Annotated in this window: 15 protein-coding genes and 2 riboswitches; of the genes, 7 read left to right on the top strand and 8 right to left on the bottom strand. The window is 31.4% G+C overall.

Annotated elements, in window-relative coordinates; all coding sequences use genetic code 11:
* Positions 1–89: 89 nt before the first annotated feature.
* A riboswitch (FMN riboswitch) is annotated at positions 90–221 on the bottom strand.
* A 253-nt stretch (positions 222–474) separates the two neighbouring features.
* Complete coding sequence (locus tag JN168_RS05410; RefSeq protein ID WP_229367302.1) at positions 475–1,935, bottom strand: FAD/NAD(P)-binding protein; 1,461 nt, start codon at positions 1,933–1,935, stop codon at positions 475–477.
* Positions 1,936–2,111: 176 nt separating this feature from the next.
* Between JN168_RS05410 and JN168_RS05405 the strand changes: the two genes are divergently transcribed.
* Complete coding sequence (locus JN168_RS05405) at positions 2,112–3,038, top strand: osmoprotectant ABC transporter substrate-binding protein (RefSeq protein WP_107528089.1); 927 nt, start codon at positions 2,112–2,114, stop codon at positions 3,036–3,038.
* 468 nt (positions 3,039–3,506) lie between these two features.
* Here JN168_RS05405 and sagB read toward each other — a convergent pair whose 3' ends face one another.
* Complete coding sequence (gene sagB / locus JN168_RS05400; protein ID WP_042738369.1) at positions 3,507–4,358, bottom strand: peptidoglycan release complex glucosaminidase SagB; 852 nt, start codon at positions 4,356–4,358, stop codon at positions 3,507–3,509.
* Between the two features lie 166 nt (positions 4,359–4,524).
* Positions 4,525–4,746 carry a hypothetical protein gene (locus JN168_RS05395; RefSeq protein WP_042738368.1) on the bottom strand — a complete coding sequence of 74 codons (222 nt, stop codon included), beginning with the start codon at positions 4,744–4,746 and terminating at the stop codon, positions 4,525–4,527.
* A 221-nt stretch (positions 4,747–4,967) separates the two neighbouring features.
* On the opposite strand from JN168_RS05395, the gene JN168_RS05390 reads away from it, so the two are divergent.
* Both JN168_RS05390 and JN168_RS05385 read left to right on the top strand, forming a co-directional pair.
* Complete coding sequence (locus JN168_RS05390; RefSeq protein WP_107528090.1) at positions 4,968–5,432, top strand: sigma-70 family RNA polymerase sigma factor; 465 nt, start codon at positions 4,968–4,970, stop codon at positions 5,430–5,432.
* A gap of 15 nt (positions 5,433–5,447) precedes the next feature.
* The gene (locus JN168_RS05385; RefSeq protein WP_042738366.1) at positions 5,448–5,870 is read left to right on the top strand and encodes a competence protein ComK; all 423 of its coding nucleotides are present in this window, start codon (positions 5,448–5,450) and stop codon (positions 5,868–5,870) included.
* Positions 5,871–5,876: 6 nt separating this feature from the next.
* Here the strand turns inward: JN168_RS05385 and JN168_RS05380 are convergent, their stop codons facing one another.
* Together JN168_RS05380 and JN168_RS05375 are read right to left on the bottom strand one after the other, a co-directional pair.
* The gene (locus tag JN168_RS05380; RefSeq protein WP_042738365.1) at positions 5,877–6,326 is read right to left on the bottom strand and encodes a hypothetical protein; all 450 of its coding nucleotides are present in this window, start codon (positions 6,324–6,326) and stop codon (positions 5,877–5,879) included.
* A 351-nt stretch (positions 6,327–6,677) separates the two neighbouring features.
* On the bottom strand, positions 6,678–7,391 hold the full coding sequence (locus JN168_RS05375; RefSeq protein ID WP_042738364.1) for a transaldolase: 714 nt from the start codon (positions 7,389–7,391) through the stop codon (positions 6,678–6,680).
* 286 nt (positions 7,392–7,677) lie between these two features.
* Between JN168_RS05375 and JN168_RS05370 the strand changes: the two genes are divergently transcribed.
* The 3 genes from JN168_RS05370 to JN168_RS05360 all read left to right on the top strand — a co-directional run bounded on the left by JN168_RS05370 (position 7,678) and on the right by JN168_RS05360 (position 8,767).
* Positions 7,678–7,983: a hypothetical protein gene (locus JN168_RS05370; RefSeq protein ID WP_042738363.1), complete on the top strand. Its 306-nt coding sequence runs from the start codon at positions 7,678–7,680 to the stop codon at positions 7,981–7,983.
* Positions 7,984–8,048: 65 nt separating this feature from the next.
* Positions 8,049–8,414, top strand: a complete 366-nt coding sequence (gene crcB, locus JN168_RS05365) for a fluoride efflux transporter CrcB (RefSeq protein WP_279526269.1) — start codon at positions 8,049–8,051, stop codon at positions 8,412–8,414.
* Positions 8,411–8,767: a fluoride efflux transporter FluC gene (locus tag JN168_RS05360; protein ID WP_042738362.1), complete on the top strand. Its 357-nt coding sequence runs from the start codon at positions 8,411–8,413 to the stop codon at positions 8,765–8,767. The genes crcB and JN168_RS05360 overlap by 4 nt, the downstream gene beginning before the upstream one ends.
* A gap of 109 nt (positions 8,768–8,876) precedes the next feature.
* Here JN168_RS05360 and JN168_RS05355 read toward each other — a convergent pair whose 3' ends face one another.
* The 3 genes from JN168_RS05355 to metK all read right to left on the bottom strand — a co-directional run bounded on the left by JN168_RS05355 (position 8,877) and on the right by metK (position 12,390).
* Complete coding sequence (locus JN168_RS05355) at positions 8,877–9,713, bottom strand: aldo/keto reductase (RefSeq protein ID WP_107579858.1); 837 nt, start codon at positions 9,711–9,713, stop codon at positions 8,877–8,879.
* Positions 9,714–10,193: 480 nt separating this feature from the next.
* Complete coding sequence (locus JN168_RS05350; protein WP_107513097.1) at positions 10,194–11,102, bottom strand: NERD domain-containing protein; 909 nt, start codon at positions 11,100–11,102, stop codon at positions 10,194–10,196.
* Between the two features lie 91 nt (positions 11,103–11,193).
* Complete coding sequence (gene metK, locus JN168_RS05345; protein WP_107513098.1) at positions 11,194–12,390, bottom strand: methionine adenosyltransferase; 1,197 nt, start codon at positions 12,388–12,390, stop codon at positions 11,194–11,196.
* 109 nt (positions 12,391–12,499) lie between these two features.
* Positions 12,500–12,612, bottom strand: a riboswitch (SAM riboswitch).
* 166 nt (positions 12,613–12,778) lie between these two features.
* Between metK and pckA the strand changes: the two genes are divergently transcribed.
* On the top strand, positions 12,779–14,368 hold the full coding sequence (gene pckA / locus JN168_RS05340; protein WP_279526216.1) for a phosphoenolpyruvate carboxykinase (ATP): 1,590 nt from the start codon (positions 12,779–12,781) through the stop codon (positions 14,366–14,368).
* The last annotated feature ends 10 nt before the right edge of the window (positions 14,369–14,378 follow it).

Genomic DNA, 14,378 nt, shown 5'->3' with positions numbered 1-14,378 from the left:
TAAACTTAGATTTAAATACACTTATCCAAAAATAGAAATAAGTGAATGCTAAATAAAACACTACATTAGTGCCTTTTATTAGTTATACGTTATTCTTTCTCCCATCCAGACTATACTGTCGGCTCTAGATTTTCACTAGATCAGCCACATTTGAAAACAAATGCAGGTCGCAGGCTTAATTTACTGCCGGTTGGGAATTTCACCCTGCCCCGAAAGAATATATGAAATTGTAAATTGCTGTTTGAGTCAAGCAACTTTAATTAAGTTACAAGAACATAATACTACAATAATTCAAAAATAACAATTCTTATTACTTAAGTCGGCTTTATTTTTTTGAATTTCGTCATTTTATAACTATTAAAAAGCCCGTCAAATCAACTTCATCATCATTTGCAATTATAAAAAAATTATTATACTTTTTATATTTATTCATTAAAATCAAAATACATGACATAGTAATAACGTACTTTGCATTTAATTTTCCAACAATCTATGAATAATACCAGTCGCTTGTCTTACAATCATAGTCACACCATTTCTAGATTGATTGATACCATTAGTAAGCTGTCCTAATGCAAACATATTTTGTAACGTACCATATCTAGGGCTTATGACTTGGTTGGTTTCTGCTACAATTTGAATACCACCTAATGGGTGCGCTTGTATGACCTGCCTATTTTCTAAATTAATAACAAGTTGATCATCACTATCAAGGTCTTTAAGTTGCGTCTTAGAACCTGTGGCATTAATCACTATATCAAAGTAATCATCACCATGATTTGCATATGTCAATTTAAACTGATGGTTGTTATATTCAATATTTTCTAAACCATCATAAATTCTTATTTGTTCATTTTCTATATGCTCAATCAATAATTTAGCTGTTCTAGGTGGCATTGGATTGGAATTTGCTTTCAATATGGGTTGATATTGTTCTAAGAAGCGCTTTTGATCATTCCTATTGAAACTGTTCCAAATCCAATTTAAATTTTCCTTTATTAACTCAAGTATACTTTGAAACTTACCTAAGTCTTCTGCATGTTCTAGATCATATTTCAAATCTTCGACAGGATTACCAACTTTTCGATGCACCAAAGTTTCCACTGGTATTTCATAAATGGCACATTCTTTTAAAAATAGTGCCATCGCATCATCCAATGGTACATTCCCAAAATTTTCTGCTTTTAGTTCATTAAATTTTTTAGGGGTTAAATATTGGAATGTGATTTCTGGCATCTCACCTCTAACACTTGGTAATTCACCTTTACGACTGGCTACAGTAATTGGTAAATTGATGTGATGTTCGGTAACATAACGAATAACATCTAAACTCGCTAAACCAGTTCCTATGATAGCGATATTATCAGTATCTTTCACATTGTCTAATGTATGGTAAGTTGGGTATGGTGTGTGAATATAACCTGGTTTTCCTTTTAATTGATATGGATCATGATATGATAATGTTCCGACCGTTAAAAAGACAATGTCATAGGTCTTGCAATGCTCCATATCATTTGATGTACAGACATGATATAACACATCCGTCTCACCGATATTTGATTCAATGAACACTTCAGCAACTTCTTCCTTTATGAGAGTTACATTAGCATTGGCATTATTAATTTTATCCACAAAAGCCTTCATATAATGACCAAACACAAATCTCGGTAAATATTCAGGATTTGAAAACTTAAATTTTGATTGCGCCTGATACCAATCAAAGAATTCACGCTTATTATCTAAATTCAACGACATCTGTTCGGCAGGTAAGTTGATAAGTAATTGATCACTATCATTTTGAAATGGTACACCTTGCCCCATATTTATAGGATTATCATATGCATCAATTTGCATATCTTGAAAGCGTCTTGATTTAGACAATTCTTTTAGTACTGTGACACCCGCAGTTCCCATTCCTATTATTGCAATTCTCATAGTTACCCTCCACCTATTCAATTAATTATATATATTATAACAATCTACCGGATCTAATAACATTTTAATGTATTACTATTACTTCAAAAGCTAAGTTACCCTTTTATATTAAATATGTTAATCTTAAAATAATAACAATTATATTTTTTGATATTTCAAATTTAAAGGGGAAAGTCATGAATTTCATCAAGCATATTCTATTATTATGTATAGGTAGCCTTATTTTTGTATCCGGTTGCGACTTACCAGGTTTAGGTGGTAGCCAAACGAACAAGTCTGTAAAAATATCAGCTCTCGCCACGAGTGAGTCACAAATTATGGCATATATGCTAAAAGACTTAATCGAACACGATACGAAAGGCAAAATTCAAGGTTCAATTATTAACAATTTAGGTTCAGCAACAATTCAACATAACGCTTTGCTAAAGGGTGATGCAGATATATCAAGTACACGCTATACTGGAACTGATTTAACTGGCGTCTTAAAACAAAAACCTATTACAGATTCTAAAAAAGCAATGCACATTACGCAAAACGGTTTCGACAAAAAATTCGATCAAACGTTCTTTAATTCTTATGGTTTTGAAAATACATTCGCATTTATGGTTACCAAAGAGACAGCACAAAAATATCATCTACATAAAGTATCAGATCTAGAAAAAGTAAAAAATCAAGTTAAGGTGGGCACAGATACAACGTGGATAAAACGTGGTGGCGATGGTTACGAACCATTTAAAGTTCACTATGGATTTGGATTTAACAATTTAAAACCGATGCAAATCGGTTTGGTCTATGATGCACTCAAAAACAAAAAATTAGATGTTGCACTGGGGTATACCACTGATGGCAGAATTGCAGCTTATGATTTAGTCGTACTAAAGGATGATAAAAATTTCTTCCCTCCATACGATGCTAGTGCAGTTGCACCTAATAAACTTTTATCTAAGCATCCAGAAATTAAACGCTCAATCAATAAATTAGACAACAAAATCAACACAAAAGAAATGCAAAAATTAAATTATGAAGCTGACGGTGAAGGTAAAGAACCAGCAATTGTAGCACAAGATTTTTTAAAGAAGCACAATTATTTTGATAAAAAATAATTTTTCGCTTATGATGATGGCACTAACTAAAAAAGCAAGTTACGCATATAAAAAGGAAGTGAACTTATGAAGTTTATGTTAAAAGTGTTTGTTTCTTCATTAATGATGTTCATATTATTAAGTCAAAAAAACAAAGCTAAGTAAAATTAATTCGCCCTATTCAAATGATTGAAGTTAACAAAAATAATAAATTCAGATTAGCTATGAAAATGTCTATGCCGATAGACTTTTCATAGCTTTTTATAGTTGTAAAGAAACGCTAATATTTACTAAATTTCATTTTGTATTGTTGGCTCGCTTTCCTAGGGGACAGCTTCAGCCTGTAGTCTTCAGCTCGTCCTGTTCCCTCAGGAGTCTCGCCATAATACTTTTACAAATTTTTAATCGTACATATAAAAAAGCCCTTAACTGAATAACTACAATCAGTTAAGGGCTCTTTTAATAATACATTAATAATGATATATTCACTTATTTTCTATGCTTTTCATCATCTTTATAAACAAAATATTTAAAGTATTTACCTTCAGTTTTCATATCTTTGTAGAAATTGGCCATAATACTAGCATTACTTTCGGCCCATTTTATATCCGTGGCATATTGATGTTCACCAGGATTTTTCGGATTCCATCTCATGCTATATAAAGTATTTTGATCTTTGTTAGATAAGAAATGACTATGAATGAAGTCGGCACCACCACTAATCGCTTTTTCAGGTGTATCCCAACCGTGTTTTTTAGCATATTCTGAACCCGTTTTAATCGGATCCTCATCCAATGCCCCGACACCAAAGAAGTTATAATATTTCTTGCCATCAATTTCTACGCCACTTGCTAATTCACTTTTAGCAGATCCTGTTTCTAAAAGTGCATGCGAAATCAAATATACTTCATTTACATGTTTCTCTTTCGCTGCATTAATAAATGCATCCGTATGTTTTAATAGCGTTGGATTATCAAACAACATACGTTTAATTCTGTTTTTATCTATTCCTTGATAACGATCTAATTCTAAAAATTGATATTTTTGTGTATCGCTATCTATAAATTTATTACTATCCATGGCATCTTTTATTTCAGTTGAAGACGCATCTCTCCAAGTCTTATTATCTTTGCTTGACACTTGTTGACTTGTATAATTATCAATTTGCTTTTTAGCTGCTTTATCTAAAGTCACTTTTAGATTTTCAACACTTTCTTGTTTATTAACTGATTTAAAGAATATTTGATCTGAAATCATTGAAAAAACAATGACTGCAGCCACGCCTAAAACTACCAATAATCCTATTATTGATAACAAAGACCCTTTTTTATGCTTCGTCATGTTCACACCTCATAGGTAATAATTGAAATTTTAGCCCTATCATCGTGCAAAAAACAAATAAGTTAAGGCTATCCGATAATAGATTTTAACACTAAATAGTTGAACAGACAATTTTATACATTGGTTGTTACATATTCATAAAAAAAGTAATGAAATTTTAATTTCATTACTCTTGACTTTTATATTCCATAATAATAAAACTCATCGCTTGTGATCTATTTTTATAAAAATATCGGTTAAGATCAATTGTTCCCTCAATCTCACCATCTCGATATTTCATTTCTTTAGAAACATTATTTATCATTACAAAATCGGATTTATCTTTTATCCTATCTAAATCATTATGCTTAGCAAAAAAATGCTCTAAATTTAAATGTGCGTAATCCATATAAACCTCCTGAATATAGTCCGAAGTTAACATTATACTTTAAAATGCAGTATTTTTAAGTTGAATACGCTTTTGTGTCATTAAACTTAAAATTTAACTATCTACGACTACTATTTAACACCTATTATTAATATTTAGCAAATGAAAATTTTTATTTTCATTTATAAAATATGTCCATCCGGAAATACTTGTTATATATATAACTTTGGAGTAAAAATTGAATGATTGAATCAAAACTAACAGAGTATAATTATATTATAGCTACATTGTTAAATAAGTACCATATAAAGTACAATTATGATGAATTTGCACAATTGTTATTTATACGCATGTGGGAGTTAATCCAAGAATACAATCCCAACCAACAAATGTCGTTAAAAACATTTCTATTTACCCGCTTGAACTTTTACCTCATCGATCTATTCCGCTCAATTAAAAAAACTGAACCCATCGACTTTAATACGATTACGCTCGATAGTCAAATACATGAAAGTTCACTAGAACAACTTTCTTGCTACAACCATTTTCTTACCACTTTGTCCCGTAAAGAACAATATTGGTTAAAGCTCAAATTAGCAGGATACAAACAAAAAGAATTAGCAAAATTTTTAAATTGTTCTATTTCAACATTAAAGAACTATCAAAAAAGTATCAAAATAAAATATTTATCTTACTATACCAAATAAAGAGGTTATCAAAACATGAAAATGAATATAAAATTATTGTATTTTAAAACATATATATCAGCACAAATACTTACACTCTGCCACTTTTCAACACACCATTTCCTCTATCCCGCTACAATGGACAAAACACTGCGTTACTTTTTCGAAACACAACAATTATCCATCCCCTTGCAAACTAAAAAAGCAAAACAGACTCTGAACATTAGAAAATTCTTACCTTTATACATAAATAGTGAAACAATTTTATTCCCTTTAACTACGAAACGTTCAGCAATCCAATACTATATCAATGCAATGGCTATAACCGGATTAAAGTCATTACAATATGGTACAGTCATTTATTTTGAAAATACTAAATATATAGAAGTTACAATTCCATATACTTTTGTATACAAAAAATGGCAAGAAAGTATTTCGCTTTCCCACCATTCATATTAATTACTCTTATAAATCTTTATTATGTTTATATTCAAGCAGTTTCTTCGTAAAGTAAGCAGTCACTTGCTTTATTGCATACAAACAAAGAATGATTAATAGTATTGACCCTACTAGTGTTAATAGAACGACTGCAGTGGATAGCTGTACTTCTGGTTTAATAAAGTATTGAACAGAAGACAAACTTGCTAAAAAGCCAAATAAAAACAGACCTAGTAACACTATATATGTAACTAATATACCAATTAACATCACAAATAATTGTGTCGTTGAAGTTACCTTTTCCTTAAATATATAAGATTTTAAAAATTGATTTGAAAATGCGATTGGCCGATTTAATTCACCAGATTCATCACTGTCTATCTTCGCTTGTAATACTTCATCTAATATTCGCTTCTCTTTCTTATTTAAAAACCACAATTGCTTTTTTACTTTTTGTTTAAAAATATTTACTTTCATTTTTTATACTCCTTTAGCATGTCACGCGCTAATAGCTACAATGTTTTAAAAATTAAAACTACAATGATTAATTATATATTAATTCATAAACTTGCATAGTATAAATTTGAATTTTTTATAAATATTCACACAATAGCTAATGAATCGACCTAATAAATCAATTAATTTTATGGCATGTATTTTTACAATTAAGAACCCTTATAACATTGCATCATGTTATAAGGGGTCACTATATTATTACAAAGTATCAAAGCTAGTCATATATTCGGACTCATCTGCCCTTTTTCTGCTCTTTTTATTTTTTAAAAGAACAAAAAACCCTATAAACATTGAGTTTATAGGGGATATTGATTATAAAATTGATAAACCTGAAGATTGGATATCTTTTGCAAAGCCTTTAACTGTGTCAACAGATAATTCGTCGATATCTCTACCTAAGTTTGTGTTAACTTTTTTAACTACATCAGCTGGACAAGTAATAATATCAGCACCAACTTCATCAGCTTGAATAACATTAATTACTTCACGACAGCTTGCCCATAATAATTTAACGCCATCTTTACTATGCGTAATTTCTGCTGATTCTTTCATTAATGGTAATGGATCTACACCTGTATCAGCAATACGGCCAGCAAATACTGAAACATATGTTGGTACACCTTCAGTAACAGCTTCAGTAATTTCTTTAACTTGATCTAAAGTATAAACAGCAGTTACATTTAAACGAACATTGTCTGCTGATAATTTTTTAATTAGAGAAATTGTTGATTCACCTTTTGTGTTTACAACTGGAATTTTAACAAATACGTTTTCACCATATTGTTTTAAAATTTCAGCTTCTTTTTCCATAGTTTCTAAGTCATCTGCAAATACTTCAAATGAAATAGAGGCATCTGGAATTTCACGTACAGCTTCTTCAGCAAATGCTTTATAGTCTGTTACGCCAGCCTTAGCCATTAAGCTAGGGTTAGTTGTAAAACCATCAACTTGTTTATTTTTATAAGCAGCTTTCATTTCTTCAATATCTGCACCATCTGCAAACACTTCAACATTTAATTTTGCCATTAAAAATTCCTCCTGACTAAAATAAATAACTCTATAAAGAATTATTTTTATAACGGTTATTAACCATTCAACTCATTTATACCACCATTTAACATGAAATTCTAATTTTTTGCTTAAATTGTCAAAATTTTTAGAGTAGAATTTTACAAATTACAGTAGTAAATTTGCCTCAATAGTAAGATTTTCATCATAATAAAAATCTTGCTTTTTCTTTTAATTGTAAATTTAGTTAATTTTATGTAAAAATATGGTATCATTATTAGATGAATTGCACTAGGAGGTAAATATGGCACGTTCAAAACTTTATTTTTATTTATCTAGTTTATTGATTATTATCAGTTTTTATTTTAATACTAGAAATCCTCTTCTAAATATGCACTTTAATTCTATAATTAAACTAATTTTTGTTTGTAGTATTATAAATGCTGTTATTTTAATAATTTCTATTATTTTTGCAGATAAATCGATTAAACATTCTCAAGACAAATCAGATTGGATTAGAAAAGCGAGTAAAATATTACCGTTTGTATTACTCATCGTAATTATCATTCATATCCTTTCTTCGCTTTCAACATTTGGTATTATTTTCTAAATTATGCTACAAAAGGTAAAATACTTTTGTAGTATTTTATTTTATTGAGAGGAAGCGTATAAATGATGCAATATCTATTTATTTTTATTGGTGGCTCAATTGGAGCACTTTTAAGATATTGGTTTTCTTTTATGAATCCTGATAGTGGCTTTCCCACCGGTACTTTCATAACTAATATCATGGGTTCTTTTTTAATGGGATTGTTAGGTAGTTTAGCACTAAAATATTTCGCCAATAACGCACATTTAAAAAAAGGTATTACTACTGGCTTTATCGGAGCCTTTACCACCTTTTCTACTTTCCAATTTGAATTAGTATCTATGTTAGCGCACCAGTACTATTTATTATTAGTTATTTATGCGATTACGAGTTATATCATTGGGATTATAGTTTGTTATATCGGTGTGCGAATTGGAGGGAAGATAGCATGATCAATATTTTATTCGTAATGTTAGGTGGCGGTATCGGAGCAGTCATTAGAGGCTTTATTACAAATTATTGTGCTACTAAATTCACTTCCCCATTTCCAATTGCTACGCCATTCGTTAATATTATAGGTAGTTTCTTTATCGGCTTTATTATGGGAATGACTATACATACATCTTGGATACATCCATTGCTAATTATTGGTGTCCTAGGCGGATTAACCACTTTTTCTACTTTATCTTCTGAACTTGTAAAGATGTTAGTAGATAAACAAAATCTGTGGCATTTTATTGGATATTCCTTACTCCAATATGTTGTTTCATTCGCCGCCTGTTTCATCGGGTATATTATTTTATAAATGTAATCAGCAATATTAGTTAACAAAATAAAGAACCCAGTAAATGAATTGTTATAAAAACGCATTTACTAGGTTCTTTTTAATATTAATATTTCTAAATTTAAATGGTTTATTCGCCAGTAAATTCTAATGGATTTGGTCCAATACGTTTATCTTCATTTAACTGGTCTAATTTTTCAATTTGCTCTGCAGTCAATTTAAAGTCAAAGACATTTAAGTTTTCTTCAATTCTAGATGGCGTCACAGATTTTGGTATAACAACGACACCATGGTCTATATTCCATCTAATAACTACTTGAGCTGGTGTTTTACCAATTTCTGTAGCAACTTGTTGCACTGTCTCATCTTCTAAGATTTGTGCATTCATTAATGGTGACCATGACTCAGCATGGATATTTTGAACTTCTAGATAGTTTCTTAATTTTTGTTGCAGTAAGTATGGGTGAAATTCAACTTGATTAATCACTGGTTTAATTGAAACTTGAGCTAATAGTGCATCCAAATGACTTGGTTCAAAGTTACTAACACCGATATTTTTAACTTTATTATCTTTATATAAATCTTCCATACCTTGCCATGTATCAATCATTAACGCTTCATCAGTACCTGGCCAATGCATAAGATACAAATCTAAATAGTCTAATCCTAATTTTTTTAAACTCGTTGCATAAGCATCTGCAACATTGTCTCTACCATAATCTGCTAACCATAACTTCGAAGTAATAAATAGTTCGCTTCGGTCAATACCAGTAGATTCTAACGCTTCAGCAATACCTTCGCCAACTTTTTCTTCATTTTCATAAATCATAGCTGTATCAATATGGCGATATCCACTCTCTATAGCATGTTTTACTGCTTCTTTACATTGATCGCTATTATCTACTCTAAATGTACCTAATCCAAGTATCGGCATTTCATTGCCATTGTAAAACGTAATATTTTCCAATGTTCATATCCCCTTTTTTACTTTACTTATCTTACATGATATACAATTTCGTAAGTCATATAAATCAAAAAGCTTCATAACCAAATAAATTAGCTATTTATTACGTTAATCACTAATATGTATTGCACATATTTACTACTTCCAAACTTTAATTTATCATAGTTTTCTCAGTTCGTTTTCCTAGCATGTCATCTCACCATTGGTCTTTGCCTAGCATTTTTCACTTAGGCCTTTCGCCAGATACTCCACATGATGATGTATTTTCAAATCAAAAACTTCAAATTAAATTTATCTACGCTACAATTAATTACACGGAATTTATTATTTTTTGTTATCTACATAAATTACGAACCAAATTTAAATATAAAAAAGAGAGCTAATCAACAATGGATTAGCTCTCTTTTATTTGAGAATGGATGATTTAAGTCCCAACCACTCTATTCATTTCAGAAAATTGATTACGTTACTTTAGCAAAGATATTAATTAAAAGATTCGATTTCATCCATAATGCGTTGTAAATCTTCGACAGTGTATTGAATACGACCATGGAAGACAAACTTATTAAAGAATTCATCCAATTGTTCTGGACCAACAAGCACTTTAGAATTTGAACTTTGTGCATAGTTTGTGATTGTAACAGCACCTTCATTCTTCGGATTAAAGTACAAGATAGTCGTCGGTGTGAATTTCAAGTTCAATTCTGTTTGAATATCGCCTGCTAACTTTTCAATATCATTAATATGCTCAGTATAATTTACAAAATTCAATGATTTCTTATCATCATTTTGATCTAATACTAATGTTTGAGCCTTTTGCTTATCAAGATCTAATGTATCGAAGACTTGCTCAATCATTGGTTGATCTTTGAATTGATTTGCACTGATGCCATTATAGACATGACCTTTTAACAATTGGGAATCGATTATATATAACCCTGTACGTGTTAATACTAAATGACTGATATGTTGCACATCGCTAAATTCATTTCGTGGTAAAAAGATATTGGCCATAATATGCATATCTTCAGGTCTAATTCGCTTTTCATTTACTAAGCGTTCCCGAATACCAATCAATCTCATATCTGTTACATACTCACTATGATTTTTTGAGAAAAGTTTCAGTGCATCAATTTCTCTATCTTTAGTATTGACTGTCGCATCATATTCTTCTTTTTGTTTTGTAACAGTCTTTTTATTTTCGATTCTTTCTTTTTCTAATTCTTCTTCGTGTGCTTCTTTTAACTTTTGTTCTTTAGATTGATATTGTTCTTCAATCTTTTTCTGTGCTTTCTTCTTACTGTTTAAAGCAGCAATAAATAAAATCAAACAAATAATTGCTACGATAATTGCCACGATTAAACCAATTTCTAAAGGTCCCAATGAGTTCATAACAATAACGCTCCTTTATGTGATCAGTAACTTTATTATAATGGAAATCATCTGTTTATTCGAGTGTAAACTCTACACTTAAGGCAATTTATTATGCTTGTACAGAATCTTTCAATAAGTTGACTTTATCAAGTTTCTCCCATGGTAACAACACATCCGTACGACCAAAATGACCATATGCTGCAGTTTGTTTATAAATAGGATGTTTTAAATCTAACATTTTTATAATTCCTGCCGGTCTTAAATCAAAGTGAGTTCTAACCGCTTCAACTAACACACTTTCATTCACTTTGCCTGTACCAAATGTATCGATTGATATAGAAACTGGCTCTGCAACACCAATTGCGTAAGCAAGTTGCACTTCACATTTATCAGCTAATCCTGCTGCAACAATGTTCTTAGCTACATAACGTGCTGCATATGCTGCTGAACGGTCAACTTTTGTAGGATCCTTACCACTAAAGCATCCACCACCATGGCGTGCATATCCGCCATACGTATCTACAATAATCTTACGACCTGTTAAGCCCGCATCTCCTTGAGGTCCACCAATTACAAATCGACCAGTAGGATTGATGTAGAATTTTGTTTGTTCATCTAGTAAATCTTTTTGAACTGTTGGATAAATAACGTGCTCTTTAATATCATTTTGAATTTGTTCTAATTCAATATCTTCAGCATGTTGCGTAGAAACTACAATTGTGTCAATACGGCTTGGTTTATCATGTTCATCATATTCAACAGTTACTTGCACTTTACCATCTGGGCGAAGATAGTCTAATATGCCATCCTTCCTTACGTCTGATAAACGTTTAGATAATTGATGAGATAAGAAAATTGGCAATGGCATATAAGTATCTGTTTCATTTGTTGCATAGCCAAACATTAAGCCTTGGTCTCCGGCACCTGTCGCCTCTATTTCAGCCTCAGATAAATCATCGCGATATTCTAATGCGGTATCCACACCTTGAGCGATGTCAGGTGATTGTTCGTCTATCGCTGTTAATACTGCCATTGTTTGACTATCATAACCAAATTTAGCACGCGTATAGCCAATCTCTTTAATTGTCTCTCTTACTACCTTAGGAATATCAACATAAGTAGTTGTTGATATTTCACCTGAAATTAACGCCATACCAGTCGTAACTGTCGTTTCACAAGCTACACGTGCATTTGGGTCATCCTTTAATATTTCATCTAAAATCGCATCTGAAACTTGGTCGGCAATTTTATCTGGATGTCCTTCTGTTACAGATTCTGATGTGAATAATCTTCTATTATAAGTCATAATTTGCTCCTTTAGTTTTAAATTACGAATATTCTCTATACTGTGAGCTCATTAAAAAAGGGCCCTTTCACTATATTAAATAGAGAGAAGGCCCTAATACGTCCATTCGCTCTTATCGTTCAGACGGTATTTGTCTGCAAACGGTTTGGCACCTTTCTTCGTATTAAGAAGAGGTTGCTGGGCTTCATTGGGTCCATGTCCCTCCACCTCTCAGGATAAGAGAATCCGTTAATGACTATAGTACCGAAGTTAAGTAATAATGTCAATTTAACATTTATTAATATAAATTTTAAATTCCCTTTAAAATGATGTGTACTAATAAATCATATGTGTTATACTTTTTAATTGTAAAGGCTTACAATTAAAAATAACTTTGGAGGGATTGAGTATGGCTGTAGATACATACACATACACTAATAAAATCGAAAACATTTTGGGCAAAACGTCATCATTATTCCAACTTTCTACAACACAATTGTATAACAAGATTTTAAATAATGGTGAGGGTGAATTAACAGAACTTGGAGCAATTAATGCAAAGACTGGTAAATATACTGGACGTTCACCTAAAGACAAATTCATCGTGACAGAACCATCTTATAGAGATTCTATCGATTGGGGTAATATCAACCAACCTATCGAAGAGGAAACATTTTTAAAATTATATGACAAAGTTCTTGAATACCTAGATCAAAAGGACGAACTTTATGTCTTTAATGGTTATGCAGGTAGTGACGAAGAATCACAGTTAAAGTTAACAGTAATCAATGAACTTGCTTGGCATAATTTATTCGCCCAAAACATGTTTATACGTCCAAAATCTAAAGAAGAAGCACAAGAAATTAAAGCTAATTTCACAATCGTGTCAGCGCCACATTTTAAAGCTAATCCAGAAGTAGATGGTACAAATTCTGAAACATTTATCATTACTTCATTTAAACACAAAGTTATTTTAATCGGTGGTACTGAATATGCAGGTGAAATGAAAAAAGGTATTTTCTCTGTAATGAATTACCTGTTGCCGAAAGATAATATTATGAGTATGCATTGCTCTGCTAACGTCGGCGAAAAAGGCGATGTTGCACTATTCTTCGGTCTTTCAGGAACAGGTAAAACAACGTTATCCGCAGATCCTACACGTAAATTAATTGGTGATGATGAGCACGGATGGAATGACAACGGAATCTTCAATATTGAAGGTGGTTGTTATGCAAAAGCAATTAACCTTTCATATAAAAAGGAACCACAAATTTACGACGCTATCCAGTATGGAACAATTTTAGAAAACGTTGTCGTTGATGAAGACGGTGATGTAGATTTCGATGATAATAAATACACAGAGAATACACGTGCTGCATACCCTATCAATCATATTGATAACATTGTAACACCATCAAAAGCTGCACATCCTAATACAATTATATTCTTAACTGCAGATGCATTTGGTGTATTACCTCCAATTTCCAAATTATCTAAAGATCAAGCAATGTATCATTTCTTAAGTGGGTTCACTGCTAAATTAGCAGGTACTGAACGTGGCGTTACAGAACCTGAACCATCATTCTCAACATGCTTCGGCTCACCTTTCTTGCCATTAAATGCAAAGGTATATGCAGATTTACTCGGAGACCTAATCGATAAACATGATGTTGATGTCTATCTCGTAAACACTGGTTGGACTGGTGGTAAATATGGTGTTGGTAGAAGAATCAGCTTAAACTACACTAGACAAATGGTAAACCAAGCCATTACAGGTAAACTTAAAGATGCTGAATACATTAAAGATGATATGATCGGATTAAATATTCCAATTCATGTCGAAGATGTACCTCAAACATTATTAAACCCAATTAACGCTTGGAGCAAATCAGATGAATACAAAGCGCAAGCTCAAGATTTAATCGACCGCTTCAAACGTAATTTTGAAAAGTTTGGTGAAGAAGTATCTGACCTAGCAAAAAATGGTGGATTTAAATAATACCAAAAAA

It is taken from the genome of Staphylococcus gallinarum (assembly GCF_029774255.1).
GTDB lineage: Bacteria > Bacillota > Bacilli > Staphylococcales > Staphylococcaceae > Staphylococcus > Staphylococcus gallinarum.
This window is presented reverse-complemented; position numbering and strand designations above follow the sequence as displayed.